The 20,162-nt window shown below is 69.3% G+C and carries 19 protein-coding genes; 11 read left to right on the top strand and 8 right to left on the bottom strand.

Features of this window, described 5'->3' with window-relative positions:
* Window positions 1-58: 58 nt before the first annotated feature.
* Both IB269_RS19980 and IB269_RS19985 read right to left on the bottom strand, forming a co-directional pair.
* A complete protein-coding gene (locus IB269_RS19980) occupies window positions 59-1,045 on the bottom strand; it encodes a Bug family tripartite tricarboxylate transporter substrate binding protein (RefSeq protein ID WP_065346291.1) in 987 nt (328 codons plus the stop codon).
* A 59-nt stretch (window positions 1,046-1,104) separates the two neighbouring features.
* A complete protein-coding gene (locus tag IB269_RS19985; RefSeq protein WP_192368071.1) occupies window positions 1,105-2,592 on the bottom strand; it encodes an amidase in 1,488 nt (495 codons plus the stop codon).
* 115 nt (window positions 2,593-2,707) lie between these two features.
* Between IB269_RS19985 and IB269_RS19990 the strand changes: the two genes are divergently transcribed.
* Complete coding sequence (locus IB269_RS19990; RefSeq protein WP_192368072.1) at window positions 2,708-3,616, top strand: LysR family transcriptional regulator; 909 nt, start codon at window positions 2,708-2,710, stop codon at window positions 3,614-3,616.
* Window positions 3,617-3,699: 83 nt separating this feature from the next.
* Here the strand turns inward: IB269_RS19990 and IB269_RS19995 are convergent, their stop codons facing one another.
* Window positions 3,700-4,773 carry a PDDEXK nuclease domain-containing protein gene (locus tag IB269_RS19995; protein WP_192368073.1) on the bottom strand — a complete coding sequence of 358 codons (1,074 nt, stop codon included), beginning with the start codon at window positions 4,771-4,773 and terminating at the stop codon, window positions 3,700-3,702.
* A gap of 232 nt (window positions 4,774-5,005) precedes the next feature.
* Between IB269_RS19995 and nth the strand changes: the two genes are divergently transcribed.
* Window positions 5,006-5,659, top strand: coding sequence for an endonuclease III (gene nth, locus IB269_RS20000; RefSeq protein WP_043819386.1), 654 nt, complete (start codon window positions 5,006-5,008; stop codon window positions 5,657-5,659).
* Window positions 5,660-5,662: 3 nt separating this feature from the next.
* Here nth and IB269_RS20005 read toward each other — a convergent pair whose 3' ends face one another.
* Both IB269_RS20005 and IB269_RS20010 read right to left on the bottom strand, forming a co-directional pair.
* Entirely contained in the window at window positions 5,663-6,670 is a 1,008-nt protein-coding gene (locus tag IB269_RS20005) for a Bug family tripartite tricarboxylate transporter substrate binding protein (RefSeq protein WP_192368074.1), read from the bottom strand.
* A gap of 47 nt (window positions 6,671-6,717) precedes the next feature.
* Complete coding sequence (locus IB269_RS20010) at window positions 6,718-7,206, bottom strand: DUF3237 domain-containing protein (RefSeq protein ID WP_192368075.1); 489 nt, start codon at window positions 7,204-7,206, stop codon at window positions 6,718-6,720.
* Between the two features lie 106 nt (window positions 7,207-7,312).
* On the opposite strand from IB269_RS20010, the gene IB269_RS20015 reads away from it, so the two are divergent.
* Window positions 7,313-8,200: a helix-turn-helix transcriptional regulator gene (locus IB269_RS20015; protein ID WP_412523751.1), complete on the top strand. Its 888-nt coding sequence runs from the start codon at window positions 7,313-7,315 to the stop codon at window positions 8,198-8,200.
* Window positions 8,201-8,209: 9 nt separating this feature from the next.
* Here the strand turns inward: IB269_RS20015 and IB269_RS20020 are convergent, their stop codons facing one another.
* A complete protein-coding gene (locus IB269_RS20020; RefSeq protein ID WP_192368076.1) occupies window positions 8,210-9,217 on the bottom strand; it encodes a tripartite tricarboxylate transporter substrate binding protein in 1,008 nt (335 codons plus the stop codon).
* 143 nt (window positions 9,218-9,360) lie between these two features.
* Between IB269_RS20020 and IB269_RS20025 the strand changes: the two genes are divergently transcribed.
* A complete protein-coding gene (locus IB269_RS20025) occupies window positions 9,361-10,266 on the top strand; it encodes a LysR family transcriptional regulator (RefSeq protein ID WP_026062687.1) in 906 nt (301 codons plus the stop codon).
* Here the strand turns inward: IB269_RS20025 and IB269_RS20030 are convergent.
* Window positions 10,242-10,988, bottom strand: a complete 747-nt coding sequence (locus IB269_RS20030) for a GNAT family N-acetyltransferase (protein ID WP_192368077.1) — start codon at window positions 10,986-10,988, stop codon at window positions 10,242-10,244. The genes IB269_RS20025 and IB269_RS20030 overlap by 25 nt on opposite strands.
* 105 nt (window positions 10,989-11,093) lie before the next feature.
* Here IB269_RS20030 and IB269_RS20035 point away from each other — a divergent pair, with 105 nt between their 5' ends.
* Window positions 11,094-12,557, top strand: coding sequence for a PLP-dependent aminotransferase family protein (locus IB269_RS20035; RefSeq protein ID WP_192368078.1), 1,464 nt, complete (start codon window positions 11,094-11,096; stop codon window positions 12,555-12,557).
* Between the two features lie 17 nt (window positions 12,558-12,574).
* Here the strand turns inward: IB269_RS20035 and cobT are convergent, their stop codons facing one another.
* Window positions 12,575-13,819 carry a nicotinate-nucleotide--dimethylbenzimidazole phosphoribosyltransferase gene (gene cobT / locus IB269_RS20040; RefSeq protein ID WP_192368079.1) on the bottom strand — a complete coding sequence of 415 codons (1,245 nt, stop codon included), beginning with the start codon at window positions 13,817-13,819 and terminating at the stop codon, window positions 12,575-12,577.
* A gap of 119 nt (window positions 13,820-13,938) precedes the next feature.
* Between cobT and IB269_RS20045 the strand changes: the two genes are divergently transcribed.
* The 6 genes from IB269_RS20045 to otnK all read left to right on the top strand — a co-directional run bounded on the left by IB269_RS20045 (window position 13,939) and on the right by otnK (window position 20,158).
* A complete protein-coding gene (locus tag IB269_RS20045) occupies window positions 13,939-14,706 on the top strand; it encodes a FadR/GntR family transcriptional regulator (protein WP_013803197.1) in 768 nt (255 codons plus the stop codon).
* A 146-nt stretch (window positions 14,707-14,852) separates the two neighbouring features.
* Window positions 14,853-15,491 carry an aldolase gene (locus IB269_RS20050; RefSeq protein ID WP_192368080.1) on the top strand — a complete coding sequence of 213 codons (639 nt, stop codon included), beginning with the start codon at window positions 14,853-14,855 and terminating at the stop codon, window positions 15,489-15,491.
* Window positions 15,492-15,593: 102 nt separating this feature from the next.
* On the top strand, window positions 15,594-16,925 hold the full coding sequence (locus tag IB269_RS20055; RefSeq protein WP_192368081.1) for an MFS transporter: 1,332 nt from the start codon (window positions 15,594-15,596) through the stop codon (window positions 16,923-16,925).
* Window positions 16,926-16,968: 43 nt separating this feature from the next.
* A complete protein-coding gene (gene denD / locus IB269_RS20060; RefSeq protein WP_192368082.1) occupies window positions 16,969-17,949 on the top strand; it encodes a D-erythronate dehydrogenase in 981 nt (326 codons plus the stop codon).
* On the top strand, window positions 17,946-18,878 hold the full coding sequence (gene ltnD, locus IB269_RS20065; RefSeq protein ID WP_192368083.1) for an L-threonate dehydrogenase: 933 nt from the start codon (window positions 17,946-17,948) through the stop codon (window positions 18,876-18,878). The genes denD and ltnD overlap by 4 nt, the downstream gene beginning before the upstream one ends.
* Window positions 18,875-20,158 (top strand): 3-oxo-tetronate kinase, encoded by a 1,284-nt coding sequence (otnK, locus tag IB269_RS20070; protein ID WP_192368084.1) that lies wholly within the window; start codon window positions 18,875-18,877, stop codon window positions 20,156-20,158. The genes ltnD and otnK overlap by 4 nt, the downstream gene beginning before the upstream one ends.
* Window positions 20,159-20,162 lie beyond the last annotated feature (4 nt).

A 20,162-nucleotide genomic window follows, 5' to 3' on the forward strand; every position in this document is an offset into this window, starting at 1 on the left:
TTAGAAGCCCCCTGAGTCGATTCGCGCCTTCCCCCTCTCTCCCGGAAGGCAGCTGCGTTCAATCCACCTTGATGTCGGCTCTGGCGGCCACGGCGCGCATTTGCGGCAGTTCGCGCTCTATGCGCTCCTGCAGCGCGCTGGCCGGACCCCATGCGGGCGACAGGCCGATGTCCACCAGCTTCTTCTTCATGGCCGGCTCGGCCATGGCGTCGGCCAGCGCCTTTTCCAGCTTCTTCTGGATGGGTGCGGGCAGGCCGGCCGGGGCGAGGAAGGCAAACCAGGTGTCCATGGCAAAGCCCGGGTAGCCGCTTTCGGCCACGGTGGGCACCTGGGGCAGCAGGGCCAGGCGCTGCGGGCCCAGCGCTGCGATGGGACGGATCTTGCCGGCCTTGATCAGCGGCGTGGTGGCCACCACCGTGTCCACGGCCACCTGCACCTGGCCGCCCATCAGCGCGGTGAGGCTGGGCGAGCTGCCATTGAAGGGCACATGCACCATGCGCATGCCCGTGGCGGTCTTGAGCATTTCGCCGCCAAAGTGCACCGAGGACCCCGTGCCGAAGGAGCCGTAGGACAGCTTGTCGGGGTCGGCCTTGGCCAGGGCCACGAGTTCGGGCAGCGTGCGTGCAGGCGTTTCGTTATGGGCCACCAGCACCAGGCCCATGTCGGCCACCAGCCCCAGCGGCGTGAAGCTGCGCAGCGGGTCATAGGGCAGCGGGTTGCGGATGGCGGGGTTGAGCGTCAGCGTGGTGCTGGCGCCCAGCAGCAGCGTGTAGCCGTCGGGCGGCGCCTTGGCCACCAGCGCGCCCGCCACCACCGTGCCTGCACCGGGACGGTTTTCCACGACCACGGGCTGGCCCAGCCGTTCACCCAGCGAGGTGGCCAGCAGCCGGCCCAGGATGTCGGTGGCGCCGCCCGGCGCAAACGGCACGACCAGCTTGATCGGGCGATCCGGGTAGGACTGGGGCTGGGCTTTGGCTGCGGGCAGCGCAAGTGCCGTGGCACCGGCCATCAGACACGACAGAAAACGGGAACGGGACAAGGCCATGGCGCGGATCTCCTGGGGGACGAGGGAACGGGAACCTGGGAAAAATCGATGCGGCGGTTTCAGTCGAGCAGCGGGCTGCGCACGCGCGAGAAGCCGCCGGCCTGGTCATACGCATGGCCGATCTGCAGCACGGCCAGATCGGCCTGCGCCGGGCCGATGATCTGCAGCCCGGCTGGCAGCCCCTGCGGCCCGAAGCCTGCGGGCGCGGCCAGGGCCGGCAAGCCGGCCATGGTGGCGGGCACCACGGTCTGCATCCAGCGGTGGTAGGTGTCCATCTCGCGGCCGCCCACGTCATGCGGCCAGTCCAGCGCCGCATCGAACGGGAAGACCTGGGCGGAGGGCAGCACCAGAAAGTCGTAGCTGTCGAACAGGCGGCGCAGGGTTTCGTACCAGGCCGAGCGCACACGCGCCGCGTCATAGACCGCGATGGCCGGCAGCGCCAGGCCGCGCTCGATTTCCCAGAGGGCCTCGGGCTTGAGCAGGGCATGCGTGGCCGGGTCGCGGTACAGGGCGGCGTTGGCACCGGCCACGCTGAAGCTGCGCAGGTCGATCCAGGCGCGCCACAGGCGTTCGAAGTCGAAGGCCGGCACGGCCTCTTCCACCGTGCAGCCGATGGTCTTGAAATGCCGCAGCGCCGCGCGGCAGGTCTCCAGCAGGCCGGGCTCGGTGGGCAGGTGCCCGCCCAGGTCCCCCAGCCAGCCGATGCGCAGGCCCTTGCAGTCGCGCGCCAGGTGGGCGGTCCAGTCCTTGGGCGGCTCGCTGCGGCGCGTCAGCGGCAGGCGTGCATCAAAGCCTGCCTGCACGGACAGCAGCAGGGCCAGGTCGGGAATGTCCCGCGCCATGGGGCCGGCCACGCTGAACTGCTGGAAGAACACCTCTTCCGAAGGGCCATGCGGCACGCAGCCCACCGAGGTGCGCAGTCCGTAGACATGGTTGAAGGCGGCCGGCGTGCGCAGCGAGCCCATCATGTCCGAGCCATCGGCCACGGGCAGCATGCGCAGCGCCACGGCAACGCCGGCCCCGCCGCTGCTGCCGCCAGCGGAGCGCGAAGGATCGAAGGCATTGCGCGTGGTCCCGTAGACCGGGTTGTAGGTATGGCCGCCCAGGCCGAACTCGGGCGAATTGCTGCGCGCCACAAACAGCGCACCGCCTGCGCGCATGCGCTCGAACACCACGCAATCGGTCTGCGAGACTTGGCCCGCGAAGATGGGCGATCCCTTGGTCGTCACCATGCCGGCCGCCGGCATGATGTCCTTGGGTGCCTGGGGAAAGCCGTGCAGCGGCCCCAGGCTCTGGCCGCGCGCCAGCAGCGTGTCCAGCTCGCGGGAGCGGCCGCGCAGCCAGTCGCGGTCCAGCGGAGACACCAGCGCGTTGACCACGGGGTTGAGCCGGTCGATCTGCGCGCAATAGGCATCCAGCACCTCCACGCAGGACAGATCGCGGCCCTGGATGGCCTTTGACAGCGCGACGGCCGACATCTCCACGACGCTGCCACCCCCGGTGGCCAGTTCCGGCTGCTGCTTTGCGATGCTTGCGTTTGGCTCCATGGATTTCCTCGTTTTTGTGACAGAACGAAGTCAGCATAAGCAGGCGAAACTATTTCGACAATCGCCTTTTTCTTGGCTTATCGTTGCGTTTTTCGCAAACCATGAGCAGGCCATCATGCTTTCCAACCGCCTACAGGACACGGCCCTGCGCTACTTTCTCGAAGTGGTGCGCAGCGGCTCGGTCAGCGAAGCCGCCACGCGGCTCAATGTCTCGCCCTCGGCCGTGAGCCGCCAGGTCGCCGGACTGGAAGAGATGCTGGGCGTGCCGCTGTTCGAGCGCCGCCCGCGCGGCATGGCGCCCAGCCCGGCAGGCGAGCTGCTGGCCGCCCACGCACGCCGCGGTGCGCTGGAGGCCGACCGTGTGGTCTCCGACATCGAGGCCCTGCAGGGCCTGCGCCGGGGCGTGGTGCGCGTGTGCAGCTCGGGCGGCTTTGCCATCGAATTCCTGCCACGCGCCATAGCGCTTTTCCGCGAGCAGTACCCGGGCATGCAGTTCCACCTGCGCGTGGAAGCCCCTGCCGCCGTGACCCAGGCCGTGCTGGGCGGCGAGGCCGATGTGGGCCTGACCTACAGCCGCGCGGCGGCACGTGACATCGAGGTCTGGCACCGCCAGGTCTCGCCCGTGGTCGCCATCATGCGGCCCGACCATGCGCTGGCCCGGCATGCCAGCATCACCCTGGCCCAGATGCATCCCCATGCGATTGCCCTGCCCGAGGACGCCAACACCGCGCGCCAGCTGTTCGACATCGCCTGCAGCCACCGCCGCCTGGTGTTCGAGCCCGCCCTGGTCAGCGGCCAGTTCGAGACCCTGGTGCACTTCGTGCTGCACGGCGGCGGCCTGTCGCTGGGCGGTGAGGTCACCATGCGCGAGCGCGTGCGCCGAGGCGAGCTGCATGCGGCGCCCATCCGCGAGCGCGGCATGAATGCGCGCGCCATCGAGCTGCAGACGCTGTCCGGACGCACCCTGTCCAAGGGCGTGCGGGCCTTTGTGGAGCACCTGCGGGAACTGCTGCCGCCTGGGTAGGAGGAAGAGGAGAGGGGAACGAAGGAAGAAGAAGAAGAAGAAGAAGAAGAAGGGGAACGGGTCTCAAGCGCAGCGGCAGGCGCTCAGGCCTGCCCGCCTTCCAGCTGGCGCTGCGCCCAATGCCACTGCGCCCGGCGTGTGGCCTGCCGCAGCCGCTGTGCCAGCGTCTGGCGCTCAGGCAGGCCGGGCAGGTACTCGGCCATCTGCACGCCGCGCAGTCCCAGCTCCAGCAGCTCGATCTGCTCGGAGCTGTTGCCCGTGCACAGCACCATGCCCATCGGCGTGTTCTCGCCCTGCTCATGCTCATGCCGGTCCAGCCAGCGCAGGTATTGCTCCATCTGCTCCTTGTCCTCGGCCGTGAATTCGCCCACCTTCAGCTCCACCGCCACCAGCCGCCGCAGCTTGCGGTTGTAGAACAGCAGATCGAGGTGGAAGTCCTGCTCATCCACATGCATGTGCATTTGCCGCGCCACCAGGGTGAAGCCCGTGCCCGACCGCAGCAGGAAGGCCTCCATCTCGCGGATGATGGCGGCCTGCAGGTCGCCCTCCTGCCAGGCATCGTGCAGCCCCAGAAAGTCGAAGATGTAGGGATCGCGCATGAACAGCGCCGGCGACATGCGCTCGGTGCTGCGCGGCGTGACCGGCTCCTGCGCGATCAGCGCCTCGGCATCGCAGGGCAGCGCCAGGCGTTCATAGAGCTGGGAGTCGATGCGGCTGCGCAGCGTGCGTGCGCTCCAGCGCTCAAGGCTCGCCATGCTGGCGTAGTACTCGCGCTGCACCGGGTCCTTGATCGCAATCAGCACGATGAAATGCGCCCAGCTCAATTTCCGGGTCGGCGAGATGACCAGGGGCTGGTCGGGAAACGCGGTGGAGAACTGCGTCATGCGCCACAGGTTCTTCTCCGAGAAGCTGCTGCCATAGTCCTGGACCAGATGCCCGGCCAGCACCGGCAGGACCTCATCGCTGCAGCCTGCCTGCCGCACCTCGGATTCATGGCCATGGATGTGCTGGCCGATGTGCCAGTACAGCAGGGTGAGTTCACTGTTGACGTTGGCTGCCACGCGAAGCCGCGCGGCCTCGATCAGGTCCCGTACATTGCCCAGCAGGGCCTGTGACGATGCGAGCGCGGGAGAAACGGATATCTTGCGAGTGGCCATGTGGTCGCCCCCCTCCTGGTGGCGTGATGTCTGGATGTCTGGTGTCGGCGGAATCGATCCGGCCGACTATTGCGATGCGGCCTTGGCCAGTCAACGCCGCATCTGCATAACCAGACGATCTGACCCTGGCAGACATGAAAAATCAGAACATTCCTAGAGCCTGTTACGCACTTTCAAATACCCGCGCTTGCATGACAATGCACGCCACATCGATGGATACGCGCCCCCCACAATGAAAACCACCAGCATCGAACCCTTCTTCGCCACGCTCAAGGCCGCCAATCCCTCGCCCCAGACCGAGCTGGAATACACCAACGTCTTCGAGCTGCTGTCTGCCGTGCTGCTCTCGGCCCAGGCCACGGACGTGGGCGTGAACAAGGCCACGCGCAAGCTGTTTCCCGTGGCCAATACGCCCCAGGCCATCCTGGACCTGGGACTTGAAGGGCTGGAGGGGTACATCAAGACCATCGGCCTGTACCGCAGCAAGGCCAAACACCTGATGCAGACCTGCCAGATCCTGGTCGAGCGCCACGGCGGCCAGGTGCCGCGCACGCGCGAGGAACTGGAAGCCCTGCCCGGCGTGGGACGCAAGACCGCCAACGTGGTGCTCAACGTGGCCTTTGGCGAGCCCACCATGGCCGTGGACACGCACATCTTCCGCGTGGGCAACCGCACGGGCCTGGCGCCGGGCAAGACGCCGCTGGCCGTGGAGATGCAGTTGATGAAGCGCGTGCCCCCGGCCTATGCCGTGGACTCGCACCACTGGCTCATCCTGCTGGGCCGCTACGTCTGCCAGGCCCGCAAGCCACGCTGCTGGGAATGCGTGGTGGCACCGTACTGCGACTACTCGCCCAAGACCCCTGCCCCGGCTGCGGGCAAGCGCTGAGCCTCAATCGGCCTTGAACCCCGTGGCCGCCACGGCCTTGCCCCAGGTGACCGTGTCGGCGCGCATGATGCGGGCGAGCTCGTCGCCCGTGGTGCCCGTCACGCGGAAACCCGCCTCCTCCAGCCGGCTGCGGCTGTCGGGCTGCTGCAGGGCGCGCACGATGTCGGCCTGCAGCCTGGCCACGATCTCGGGCGGTGTCTTGGCGGGCGCGACCACGCCGAACCAGGAATTGAACTCCAGCGACGGATAGCCCTGCTCCCGGATGGTGGGCAGCTCGGGCATGGACTGGGTGCGCGTGGCGCCCGTGCTGCCCAGGGCCGTGAGCTTGCCGGCCTTGACCTGGGGCGCGGCCAGGGCCGCCGTGGCGAAGACGGCCTGCACGTCGCCGCTGAACAGGCCGCCCAGGGCATCGTTGGTGTTCTTGTAGTGCACGGGCTCGGGCTTGAGCTGCACGGCATTGCCGAACATGAAGGCGCCGAAGTGGCCGGGCGTGCCGGCACCGAAGGTGGCGATGAACAGCTCCTTGCGCTGGCGCGCCCAGGCCACGAAATCGGGCACATTGCGGGCCGGCACTTTCTGCGGATTGACCAGCAGCACGAAGTCGGAGGTGACGACCTGGCTGACGGGCACAAAGTCCTTTTGCGGGTCGTAGGGCAGGCGCTGGTAGGTGTTGGGCGCAATGCTGAGCTGGCCGGTCTCGCCCAGCATCAGCGTGTAGCCGTCAGGCACGGCCCGTGCCGCCTCGCTGGCGGCGATGAGACCGCCAGCGCCCGGCTTGTTGTCCACGACCACGCCCAGGTTGCCCCATTGCTCGGAGAGTTTCTGCGCGAGCAGGCGCGCCACGATGTCCGGCCCCGTTCCCGCAGGAAAGCCGACGAGCAGGCGCACGGGCTTGCTCGGAAAGGCCGGCTGGGCGCCGACCGCGGTCCAGGGCGCCAGCCCGGTGGCCAGCACGGCGGCAAGAGTGGAGGCCACGGCGGTGCGGCGCGACTTCGATGCCTGGTTTTTCATGTGTCTTGTCTCCTGCATTGTGGGTATCGAGAGGGGAAAGGCGCGGCTCAGAGCAGTTCGTGAAAGCGCATCTGCACGCGGTCGGGATGGCGCGCGCCGGTGCCGAAGAACAGGCGCTCGTTGATCCAGGCCAGCGCACGGCTGGCCGTCTCCATGCGGGGCGCGCAGCGGAAATAGATGTGCGCGGGGTCCACGGGCTCGCCGCGCGCCAGCTTTGCCATGAGCGCCGGGTCGCCGCTGCGCAGCGCCTGGTTGCAGACATAGATCAGGTCGCCGGCATCGGTCTCCAGCACATAGCGCGCATCGAGCTCGGCCAGCCCGGCGTGCACGATGCGCTGGAAGTCCGCGCCTCCGGGCAGCACGCGCGCGCTCCAGCCGTCGCCCCGGGCCGTGCCGCCCAGGATGGGGATCAGTCGGCGCCCGCCGTGCGCCGTGGCACCGACCTCCTGCGGCGGGCCCACCTGCACGCTCAGGTCGGCGAAGAAGCGAAAGCGCGGATCGGGCAAGGCCGCAAGCTGCGGCACGTCATCTGGCATGGTTCTGGGGCTCCGGTGAATGGAATCGGGACCTAGCATAAGCACCATTGCCCGGGCCGGCCGTCATCCCGGAAGATGACAACGCCCTGCCCGCCCCTGCCATCCCTTGAGACACTGGACCGCCCCCTCCGACACCCCTGACGCCAGCGCCCTGGGCGCCCATGCGTCCGGCCATGCGTCCGGCCACGCGCCCAGCCAAGCCATCGGCCACATGGTCGCCAGCCTGGGCGAGCCCGGCTTCGCCCGGCAGGTGCTGGAGGCCATGAACCCGCTGCTGCCCGCCGCCTCCTGGTCGGTCTATCGCACGGGCCCGCGCAGCCGGCCGCAGCTGTTCCTGTCGGCCAGCAGCGAGGCGCGGGACACCACGCGCGACTGCTGGTGGGCCTATCTCTCGGGTCCTTATCTGCGCGACAGCACCTGGAACCACGGCGACACCAGCCCGGCACGCAGCACGGCGCTGTGCCACATCACGGCCCAGGAGGTGGAAGGCGAGCACCGCGCCCTGGTCTACGACGCGCACGGCATGGCCGAGCGCGTGTCCATCGTCGAGCACCAGGACGACGGCGGTGTGTTTGCCGTCAACTTCTACCGCCACCAGCACCAGAGGGCACTGGGCGATGCGCAGATCGACCGCTTCGGGAGAATGGCGCCCGTGCTGCTGGCCCTGGCGCACAAGCACATCGCGCTGACGCAGGCGCAGCCCGCCGTGGTAACGGCCTTGGCCTCGGCCCCGGCCACCCCACCCAGCCAGCCCCGGCAGCGGCAGACACTGCCGGCCCTGCGCATGCGCCTGCTGCAGGCACAGCCCGACCTGACGCCGCGCGAACTCGATGTCTGCGCCCGGCTGCTGCAGGGCATGACGCATGAGGGCATTGCCTGCGACCTGTGCCTGAGCCTGCCCACCGTCAAGACCTACCGCAACCGCGCCTTTGCGCGGCTGGGCATCCACTTTCGCAGCGAGCTGTTCGCGCTGGCCATGGAGCCGCAGGGCTAAGGCCTTGCGTCAATCCAGCGATGCGCCGGACGCCTTGACGATGCGCGCCCACTTGGCGATGTCCTCGCGCAGCAGGGCCGCCATCTGGGCGGGCGGCACGGGCCTGTCCGCCGGCCCGGCCAGCTCCACGCCCGAGGCTTCCAGCCGGGTGCGCAGATCACTGGCCGCCAGCGCGCGGGCCATGCCGTCCTGCAACTGCGCCAGCACCGGCGCGGGCACGCCTTCAGGCGCAAAAAGACCCACCCACAGCGTGCCGTTGTAGCCGGGCACGGTCTCGCCAATGGTGGGCACATCGGGCAGCAGCGGCGATCGCGTCGCGCCGCTCACGGCCAGCGCACGCAGCCGGCCGGCCTGGATATGGGGCAGGGTCGATGGCAGGCTGCCGAACAGCAGCGGCACCTGCCCGCCCAGCACATCGTTGAGCGCGGGCGCCACGCCCTTGTAGGGCACATGCTGCAGCTGGATGCCCGCCATGCTGTTGAGCATCTCGCCCAGCAGATGGTTGAGCGTGCCGTTGCCGGCCGAGGCATAGCGGAACTCGTCGGGCCGGCCCCGGGCCATGGCGATCAGCTCGGGCACGGATTTGGCCGCAAAGCCGGGGTGGGCCAGCAGCACATTGGGCACGGAGCCGATCAGGCCGATGGGCCGGAAGTCCTTCACCGGATCGAAGCCCGGCTTGCGGTACAGCGCGGGGTTGATGGCCTGGCTGCTGCTGATGGTCATCAGCAGCGTATGGCCGTCGCGCGGCGCCTTGGCCACGGCCTGGGTGCCGATGTTGCCGCCCGCGCCGGGCCGGTTCTCGACCACCACGCTGGCGCCCAGCACCTCGGCCAGCTTCTGGCTCACCAGCCGGCCCACGATGTCGTTGGTGCCGCCCGGCGCCTGCGGGACGACCATCACGATGGGCCGCGCGGGCCAGGCCTGGGCATGGCCCAGCAGGGGCAAGGCGAGTGCGGCGGCCAGCAGGCTTCGGCGGCGCAAAAGGCTCGACGGCAGGGGAAAGGAAGAATCCGGCATGGTCATGTCTCCATTTGTTCTTGTCGCAAGCCCGCATGGTTGCCCGTGCCGGGCCAGCGCACAATCGCGCATTTCCTGACCCGGCCTTCGGAATTGACAAAGCCTTGACCCCGCCCATGCCCTCTTCGCCTTTCATGCCCCTCATGCATTTCGACCTGACGGACCTGCGCCTGTTCGTGCATGCCGCCGAACTGGGCAGCCTCACGCGCGCCTCGCAAAGGCAGCACCTGTCCCTGGCCGCAGCCAGCCTGCGCATCAAGGCGCTGGAGGAGCAGGCGGGCATGCCCCTGCTGTACCGGGAGGCGCGCGGCGTGCGGCCCACGCCGGCCGGCGAAGCCTTCCTGCACCACGCGCGCGGCATGCTGCTGCAGTCCGAGCAGTTGCGCCACGACCTGCAGGAGTACGGCGCCGGCCTGCGCGGCCATGTGCGGGTGTTTGCCAACACCACGGCCGTGACCGACTTTCTGCCCGAGATCCTGCCCGCCTTTCTTGCCGACCACCCGCGCGTGAATGTGGACCTGCAGGAGCGGCCCAACGCCGAGATCGCGCGCGGCGTGCTGGACGGCCGGGCCGATCTGGGCATCGTGGCCGGCCAGGTGGATACGCTGGGCCTGCAGACCATCCACTTCAGCACCGACCGGCTGGTGCTGGCCACGCCGCGCGGCCACCGCTTTGCGCGGCGCAAGCGCATTGCGTTTGCCGAGACGCTGGACGAGGACGCCATCGGCATGCAGCAGGGCAGCACGCTGCAGACATTTCTGGCAGGTGTGACCGAGCGCCTGGGCAAGCCCATGAAGCTGCGCATACAGCTGTCCAGCTTCGACGCCATGTGCCGCATGATCGGCGCCGGCGTGGGCATAGGCATCGTTCCCGAGAGCGCCGCGCGGCGCAACCGCGAAAGCATGGGGCTGGCACTCATCGACCTGACCGACGCCTGGAGCGTGCGCGAGCGCCGCATCCTCGTGCGCGACCAGGGCCGGCTGCCGCGCCATGCGCAGGCCCTGATCGAGGTGCTGCAGGCCTACTACGCCGCGCCTGCCGTCTCCTGAGCCTGCGACGCACCCTGCTCCATCAGGCTGGATAGCGAAAGAACCTGTCCGCCGCCTGCATCGAAGTTGCCCGGCTCCAGCCAGCGCTGGTAGGCCGCGCGCAGCGCCGGCCATTCGCTGTCGATGATGGAGAACCAGGCCGTGTCGCGGCTGCGGCCCTTGTAGACCACGGCCTGGCGGAACACCCCCTCGAACTGGAAGCCCAGGCGCGCCGCTGCGGCACGCGACGGCGCATTCAGGCTGTCGCACTTCCACTCGTAGCGGCGGTAGCCCAGCTCGTCGAAGGCGCGCTGCATCAGCAGGAACTGCGCCTCGGTGGCCGCACGCGTGCGCTTGAGCTGGCGCGAGTAGCAGACAAAGCCCACTTCCATCACGCCGCTGGCCGTGTCCACGCGCATCAGCGCCAGCGAGCCGATGGCACGGCCCGTGGCCAGGTCGATGACGGCGTGGTGCAGCGGGTCATCGCCGGCCTGGGCGGCCTCGGCAAAGCGCAGATAGGCCTGGGCATCCGCGAAGGGGCCTACCGACATGTATGTCCAGTCGCTGGCGTCCGGCGCCTGGCTGAAGGCATCGAACAGATCGGCTGCATGGCGCGCGGCGGACAGCGGCTCCAGCCGGCAGTAGCGGCCTTGCATGGGCGTGCGCGGCGGGCGCTGGCGCGCGGTCCATCCGGGAAGGTCGTGGCCTACGGGTTGGGAGTGGGCGTTGAGTGCGGGGGGCATGGGAGATTCCTGGTCAGGTCATTTGGCAGGGCCACGATAGCGCTGGCGTGGCATCATTGAAAGCGCCATATCCCCCTTATTTCATGGTGCCACGCCACCCACTGCATGCACGCCTCCGACCTGCTGACCAGTCCCTTGCAATCCGGCCCTGGAGCGGCTCCCCGCCAGCGCCAACTGATCCAGCGCCTGAAGCAGGCCATCCTGGCGGGCCGCCTGCCGGCCGGCGACCGCCTGCCGGCCTCGCGCGCGCTGTCGGAGGATCTGGGAGTCTCGCGCAACACCGTGCTCATCGCCTACGAGCAACTGGCGGCCGAAGGCTATGTGGTCGCCGACCGGCAGGGCACGCGCGTGGCGGCTGTATCCACCCATTCCACGGCAGCCGCCGAGGCGGCCGCCGCGCCCCCCTGCGCACCCCGCACGGCCCGGCGCCTGGACCGCATCGCGCCCACGCGCCATGCCATCGACCGCAGCCTGCCCCTGACGCCGGGCACGCCCGCGCTGGACAGATTCCCCCTGCCCGCCTGGCGCCGTTCGCAGGACCGCGCATTGCGCCTTCCCGCCAGCGCCACGCTGGACTATGGCGACCCTGCGGGCGAGCCTGCACTGCGCCAGGCCATTGCGCAGCACCTGCGCATCTCGCGCGGCGTGCGCTGCGATGCCTCGCGCATCATCGTCACCGAAGGCGCCCAGGGTGCGCTGGACCTGTGCGTGCAACTGCTCACCAACCCGGGCGACCATGCCTGGCTGGAGGAGCCCGGCTACCGGGGCGCCAAGTCGGCCTTTGCGGGGGGAGACCTGTGCGTCAGCACACTGCGCGTGGATGCGGATGGCGCAGCCATCGCGCCCGGCCTGTGGGACAGCCATCCTCCACGGCTGATCCAGATCACGCCGTCGCACCAATATCCCACGGGCGCCGTGCTGTCGGTGGCGCGCCGGCTGGACCTGCTGGAGCGCGCGCGCCGCGCGGGGGCCTGGATCATCGAGGACGACTACGACAGCGAATTCCGCCACCAGGGCACGCCCATCGCAGCCATGCAAGGCCAGGTGCCGGATGCGCCCGTGCTCTATGTGGGCACCTTCAGCAAGACCATGTTCCCGGCACTGCGCCTGGGCTTTGTGGTGCTGCCGCAGGCCCTGGCCACCAGCGCGGCATCCGCCGTGCAGGAGATGCTGCGCGGCGGCCACCGCCTGGAGCAGCTGGCCATGGCGGACTTCATGGAAAGCGGCCAGTTCTCGCGCCACCTGGGCCGCATGCGGCGCCTGTACCGCGAGCGTCAGGCGGCCCTGCGCGAAGCGCTGGCCACGCAACTGGGCGTGGAGCATGAGGTGCTGGGCGGCCACGGCGGCCTGCACCTGACGGTGTGGCTGCCGCCGGACCTGTCCGACCGTGCCATCGTGGAGCAGGCGCGGCGCGCCGGCATGAACCCGGGCGCCCTCTCGTCCTTCGCCCTGGCACCGCTGCCCCAGGACAACGGCCTGGTGATCGGCTATGGCAACACCGATGCCGCGCGCTTCGGCGCGCTGGTCAGGCGGCTGAGCCAGCTGGCGGCGGCCACGGCGCGGGAATAGCGGCCCGGCGCAGGCGGCTATGCCTCTTGCGAGCGTGTGCTCACCCCTGCCTGCGCAAAGCTGGCCATCTCGCCCAGCATGGCGCAGGCCGACACCAGCAGCGGCCAGGCCAGGGCCGCGCCCGAGCCTTCGCCCAGGCGCAGTTGCCAGTCCAGCAGCGGCTCGGCACCCAGGTGGGCCAGCATGCGCACATGGCCGGGCTCGCCCGAGCGGTGCGAGAAAACGCAGCGCTCCAGCACGGCCGGCTGCAGGCGGCTGGCCACCAGCACGGCGGCCGTGGTGATGAAGCCATCGACCACGATGACGCGCCGCTCGGCAGCGGCCTGCAGCACGGCGCCCACCATGGTGGCAACCTCGAAGCCGCCCATGGCCGCCAGCGCGTCCAGCGGTTCGGTGGCCTGGGCGTGCAGCTGCAGCACCTCCTGCAGCACCCCGATCTTGCGGGCGAGCCCGGCCGCATCCAGGCCGGTGCCCGCACCCGTGACCTCGGCCAGCGGTTCGCCGCACAGCCGCGCCAGCAGCAAGGATGCGCTGGAGGTATTGCCAATGCCCATCTCGCCCAGCAGCAGCGCATTGCCCGGCAACTGGCGCACCAGGGCCGCGCCGTTGCGCAGGGCCATGGCGCATTCGGTGGCTGTCATGGCCGGGCCCTGGCTGCAGTCGCGCGTGCCGTAGCCCAGCTTGCGGCGCCACAGGCGCGGCTGGCCGGGCTGGGGAAGCTTGTCGTCGGGGTCCTGCTCGCGCGCGGGAAAGTCGCGTGCCACGCCGCAGTCCACCACGTTCAGCGCCAGCCCATGCTGGCGCGCCAGCACGCTGACGGCGGCGCCGCCGGCCATGAAGTTCTCGACCATCTGCCAGGTCACATCCACCGGATAGGCCGACACGCCGCGCGCAGCCAGCCCATGGTCGGCCGCAAACACCAGCATCTGCGGCTGCTGCAGCACCGGCCTGTCCTGACCCAGGATGCAGGCAATGCGCAGCGCAAGCTGCTCCAGCCGCCCCAGTGCGCCCAGCGGCTTGGTCTTGTGGTCTATGGCGTGCTGCACGCGCTGGGTGAAGGCGGCATCGGCCAGCGAGGCGATGGCGGGAATAGCGGCTATAGCGGTAGTGGTGGCAATGGCGCCATCGTGCGAGTGTTCTGTGGGTGCAGCGGAATGCGGGGTGGGCGTTGACATGGCGAAGCGGCCTTGGCCCGGGGCGGGCGTGGCGGGCGGATTGCAAAGGCGCAAGTATGGCGCGCCGCGCAACTCCGGCAGAACCATCGGTCTCTTTCCTGCCGCCATGGACGGTCTGGGCGTCGATTGCCGCAGCAGGCCGTACAGGCCGCACCGTTCTGAGACAATCGCTGCCACACGTGTCTCCCCAGCCCCCCACCCCCTCCATGACGGTTTCCTTCTCGGCCATCCAGCCCGGTCTCAAGCTTGCGGACCAGGTTGCCCGGCAGCTGGAGGCGCGCATCCGCGCCGGCAATCTGCAGCCGGGGCAGAAGCTGCCGACCGAGGCCGAGCTCGTGCAGCAGCTCGAGGTCAGCCGCACCGTGGTGCGCGAGGCCGTGTCCCAGCTCAAGTCGCGCAACCTGGTGGAATCGCGCCAGGGCAGCGGCGTGTTCGTGAAAGCGGCAGGCATAGAGCCACTGGACTTCGAAGGCCTGCCGGCGGCTGGCAGGAATGCGCTGATCCAGATCACCGAGGTGCGCCGCGCGCTGGAAGCCGAGGTGGCCGAACTCGCGGCGCGCCGGCGCAGCGAAGAAGACATGCAGCGCATCCACGATGCGGAGAGCGCCCTGGCCGAGGCCGTGCGGCTGGGCCGTGATGGCGTGGAGGAGGACATGGCGTTTCACCGCGCCATTGCCCAGGCTTCGGGCAACCCGTTCCTGATCAGCACGCTGGACTACCTGTCGCAGTTCCTGCGCGGTGCCATGCGCATCACGCGCGCCAACGAGGCGCGGCGCGAGGACTTCGGCAAGGCCGTGGAACGCGAGCACCACAGCATCGTGCTGGCCATCGAGGCCGGCGACCCCAAGGCCGCGCGCAAGGCCGCCGCCACGCACATGGGCAATGCCATAGACCGCATCCACCGCGCCGACGCCAGCTTCTGGGAGCAGGACGGCGAACGCCTGGCCCGCGACATCCTGGCCGCCAAGCCCTGAACCTCCGAAACCACCCCTTGGCGCATGGCCAAGGGTTTTCACCTTGTTTGGATTTTTGCGCAAAATTTGTATGATGACCTGATGACAATATCAGTCACACCTCTTTTTGCAGTCGGCACACCTGGCCTTTGCCTGGGCGTTCACCCATGAGCGACGAATCCCGCATCCGCGAGCAGATCTGCGCCACCGGCGCCAGCCTCTTCCAGCGCGGCTACACCGTCGGCGCGGCCGGCAACATCAGCGCGCGCCTGCATGACGGCTGGCTGATCACCCCCACCGACGCCTGCCTGGGCAGGCTCGACCCGGCCGAGCTGTCCAAGGTCGATGCCAGCGGGCAGTGGGTCAGCGGCGCCAAGCCCTCCAAGACCCTGGTCCTGCATCGAGGCATCTACGCCAATGACGGCGAGGCGCGTGCCGTCATCCACACGCATTCCACGCATCTGGTGGCGCTGACGCTGTCCGGCGTCTGGCGCGAGGACGAGGTGCTGCCGCCCATCACCCCCTACCAGGTCATGAAGGTGGGCCGCATCCCGCTGATCCGCTACCGCCGGCCCGGCGATCCGCAGGCCGCCGCCGAGGTGGCCGCGCTGGCCGGCCAGGTGCGCGGCGCCTTGTTCGAGCGCCTGGGCCCCGTGGTCTGGGAACGCTCGGTGGAGCAGGCCAGCCATGTGCTGGAAGAGCTGGAGGAAACCGCAAGGCTCTGGCTCATGACCCATCCCCGGCCGCAGCCCCTGGACGCGGCCGCCATCGACGAGCTGCGCACCACCTTCGGGGCGCGCTACTGATTTACACCGCGGCGCCCACGGCCGCATTCCACCACCCAGCCCATCCACAGCCGCGCAGCCGCCAGGCGGCGCATCAAGCGGCGAACCCAAGGGAGACTTGAAATGACGACAACGGATATCGCATCCGGCCAGGCCGGGGCCCACCCTGCCCAGGCCGACTCTCCGGAGACGGCGCGCGCCTACGCCAAGGTGTTCTGGCGCCTCGTGCCGTTCCTGATGCTGTGCTATGTGATCGCCTACCTCGACCGCGTGAACGTGGGCTTTGCCAAGCTGCAGATGTCCCAGGATCTGGGCTTCAGCGAGACCGTGTTCGGCCTGGGCGCAGGCGTGTTCTTCATCGGCTACTTCCTCTTCGAGGTGCCCAGCAACCTGCTCATGCACCGCCTGGGCGCGCGCGTCTGGATCGCCCGCATCATGATCACCTGGGGCATTCTGTCGGCCATGTTCATGTATGTGGAAACGCCCACGGGCTTCTACATCCTGCGCTTTCTGCTGGGCCTGGCCGAGGCGGGCTTCTACCCCGGCGTGATCCTGTACCTGACCTACTGGTATCCGGCCCACCGGCGCGCCAAGATCGTGGCGCTGTTCATGTCGGCCATTCCCGTCGCCGGCATCTTCGGCAACCCGCTGTCGGGCTGGATCATGCAGGCCTTCCACGGCGACCATGGCCTGCACGGCTGGCAGTGGATGTTCCTGATCGAGGCGATTCCCGCCCTGGTGATCGGCGTGGTGACCATCTTCTATCTGGACAACGGCATCTCCAGCGCCAAGTGGCTGACGGCCTCCGAAAAGCAGCTGCTGGCGCGCGAGATCGAGCTGGACCAGCAGCACTCAGGCGCCCAGAAGCATTCGCTCAAGGCCGTTTTCGCCGACCGCCGCGTCTGGAGGATGTGCCTGATCTACTTCGCCTTCGTCGCCGGCCAGTACGGCCTGACCTTCTGGATGCCCACGCTGATCAAGTCCACGGGCGTCACGGGCGCGCTGAACATCGGCCTGCTCAGTGCCATTCCCTTCCTGTGCGCCATCGTCGTCATGAACCTCATGGGCCACAGCGCCGACAAGCGCCGCGAGCGCCGCTGGCACCTGATCGTGCCCGCGCTGATGGGCGCCGTGGGTTTTGCGATGACGGCCTTCTTCGCCGACAACACCGTTCTTTCCCTGATCTTCCTGTCGCTGGCCGCAGCCGGCGTGCTGACCTGCGCGCCGCTGTTCTGGTCGCTGCCCACGGCATTTCTGTCGGGCACGGCGGCGGCGGCGGGCATTGCCATCGTCAACTCGGTCGGCAACCTCGCGGGCTTCGCCAGCCCTTACATGATCGGCTACCTCAAGGACCTGACCCAGTCCACGCAGGCCGGCATGTTCGTGCTGGCGGGAGTGCTCGTGGTGGGCGCCATCGCGGTCTGGCTCACCCCCGCAAAGATGGTCAACCGCTGACCGGCCCTTCTTCCCATCCTTCAAGCTCCAAGCCCCAAGACACATGAAAGTACTGATCACCGGCGGCGCCGGATTCCTGGGCCAGCGCCTGGCCCGCAAGCTGCTCGAACAGGGCGAGCTGACGCTGGCCGGCACCCGCTGGCCCATCCACCAGATCGACCTGCTCGACGTGGTGGCCACCCACGCCATTGACGACACGCGCGTGCGCTCCCTGGTGGGCGACATTGCCGACCCGCAGGTGCTGCGCGGCGCCATAGACCAGGACACGGCCGTGATCTTCCATCTGGCCGCCGTGGTCAGCGGCCAGGCCGAGGCCGACTTCGACCTGGGCATGCGCATCAACCTCGATGCCTCGCGCGCCCTGCTGGAGACCTGCCGCGCCTTGGGCCACATGCCGCGCGTGGTCTTCACCAGCTCGGTGGCCGTCTACGGGGGCGACCTGCCCGACACCGTGCTGGACGGCACGGCCCTGAACCCGCAGTCCTCCTACGGCACGCAAAAAGCCATTGCCGAGCTGCTGCTGGCCGACTACACGCGGCGCGGCTTTGTCGACGGCCGCGTGCTGCGCCTGCCCACGATCAGCGTGCGCCCGGGCCGGCCCAATGCGGCCGCCTCGTCGTTTGCCAGCGGCATCATCCGCGAGCCCCTCAACGGCGAGGCAGCCAACTGCCCCGTGGGTGCCACCACGCGCCTGTGGCTGCTGTCCCCGCGCCGCGCCGTCGAGGCCCTGGTCGCAGGCTGCGAACTCGATGCCAGCGCCGTCGCCGACCGCCGCCCCATCAACCTGCCCGGCGTGTCCGTCAGCGCGGGCGACATGGTGCGCGCGCTGCGCGAAGTGGCTGGCGACGAAGTGGCCAACCGCGTGAGCTGGCAGCCCGACGACAAGGTCGAGCGCATCGTCGGCAGCTGGCCCGGCCGCTGGGATACCGCGCGCGCCGACCAGCTGGGCCTGCGCGGCGACGAGGACTTTGCGGCCATCGTGCGCGCCTACATCGCCGATGACCTGACACCGGCCAAGCCATGAGCAACGACACCTCCACACCACAGCCCGCAGCACGCTGCGTCGGCGTGATCGGCCTGGGCGCCATGGGCGCCGGCATGGCGCAAAGCCTGCGCCGCGCCGGCCACCACGTTCACGTCCACGACATCCGCCCCGAGGCCGCAGCCGCCTTCGCCGCCGAAGGTGGCACGGCCTGCGCCACGCTGGCCGACATGGCCGCCGCTTGCCGCATCATCGTCAGCGTGGTCGTCAACGCCCAGCAGACCGAGGCCGTGCTGTTCGGCGAAGGCGGCATCGCCCCTGCGCTGCAGCCCGGCTCCGTCTTCGTCATGTGCTCCACCGTGGACCCCAACTGGTCCGTGGCGCTGGAGGCCAGGCTGCAGGCGCAGGGCGTGCATTACATCGACGCGCCCATCTCCGGCGGCGCGGCCAAGGCTGCGTCGGGCCAGATGACCATGATGACGGCAGGCCGCCCCGAGGCCTATGCCGCCTGCGAAGGCGTGCTCGACGCCATGGCCGCCAAGGTCTACCGCCTGGGCCACAGCGCGGGCGCGGGCAGCAAGGTCAAGATCATCAACCAGCTGCTGGCCGGCGTGCACATTGCCGCAGCGGCCGAGGCCATGGCGCTAGGCCTGCGCGAAGGCGTCGATGCCGCCGCGCTCTACGAGGTCATCACCCACAGCGCCGGCAACAGCTGGATGTTCGAGAACCGCATGGCCCACGTGCTGGCCGGCGACTACACCCCGCTGTCGGCCGTGGACATCTTCGTCAAGGACCTGGGCCTGGTGCTGGACACCGCGCGCCACAGCAAATTCCCGCTGCCCCTGGCCTCCACGGCCCACCAGATGTTCATGCAGGCATCCACCGCCGGCCATGGCCGCGAGGACGACAGCGCCGTCATCAAGATCTTTCCGGGCATCACCCTGCCCCAGGCTCCATCGGAATCCCCATGACCCTTCTTCTGGGCTGCATAGCCGACGACTTCACGGGCGCCACCGACCTGGCGAACAACCTGGTGCGCGCAGGCATGCGCGTGGTGCAAAGCATTGGCGTGCCTGCCGGCCCGGTGGACGAGGGCGTGGACGCCGTCGTGGTCGCGCTCAAGTCGCGCACCATCGCGCCGGCCGATGCCATTGCGCAATCGCTGCAGGCCCTCGAATGGCTGCAGGCCCAGGGCGCCAATGGCCGCGCGCCGCAGATCTACTTCAAGTACTGCTCCACCTTCGACAGCACGCCGCAGGGCAACATCGGCCCCGTGACCGATGCGCTGATGGACGCTCTGGGCTCTGGCTTCACCATCGCCACGCCGGCCTTCCCCGACAACCAGCGCACCGTCTTCAAGGGCCACCTGTTCGTGGGCGATGTGCTGCTCAGCGACAGCGGCATGCGCAACCACCCGCTCACCCCCATGACCGATGCCAACCTGGTGCGCGTGCTGCAGGCGCAGACACGGCGCAAGGTCGGCCTGATCGACCATGTGGCCGTCGCGCAGGGCGAGGCCGCCATCCGCGCGCGCATCGCCGCACTCCAGGCCGAGGGCGTGGGCATGGCCGTGGTCGATGCCGTCTCCAACGACGACCTGCTGCGCCTGGGCCCGGCCCTGGCCGGCATGCCGCTTGTCACGGCGGGCTCGGGCGTGGCCATCGGCCTGCCCGCGAACTTCGGCATCCAGCCCACGGCCCAGGCCGCTGCTCTGCCAACCGCCACCGGCCTGCAGGCGGTCGTCTCGGGCAGTTGCTCGGTGGCCACCAATGCACAGGTGGCGCACTTCATCGCCTCGGGGCGCCCTGCCCTGGCGCTGGAGCCCCTGCGCATCGCCGCCGGCGAGGACGACGCCGGCAAGGCCCTGGCCTGGGCCCGCCAGCACATCGCCAGCGGCCCGGTGCTGATCTACTCCACGGCCGAATCCTCGGCCGTCAAGGCCGTGCAGGGCCGCCTGGGCGCGGAGCAGGCCGGCGCACTGGTCGAACAGACCATCGCCGCCATCGCCCGGGGGCTGGTCGAGATGGGCGTGCGCCAACTCGTCGTGGCCGGCGGAGAAACCTCGGGCGCCTGCGTGCAGGCGCTGGGCATCGAGCAGATGCGCATAGGGCCGCAGATCGACCCTGGCGTGCCCTGGTGCCATGCCGCCTCGCCCCTGGCGCCGCAGGGCCTGCACCTCACGCTCAAGTCCGGCAACTTCGGCACCACGGACTTCTTCACCAAGGCCTTCGGCGCGCTGGCAAGCGCCTGATGCC

Origin of the sequence: Delftia sp. DLF01 (genome assembly GCF_014852125.1) — a bacterium.
GTDB lineage: Bacteria > Pseudomonadota > Gammaproteobacteria > Burkholderiales > Burkholderiaceae_C > Comamonas > Comamonas acidovorans.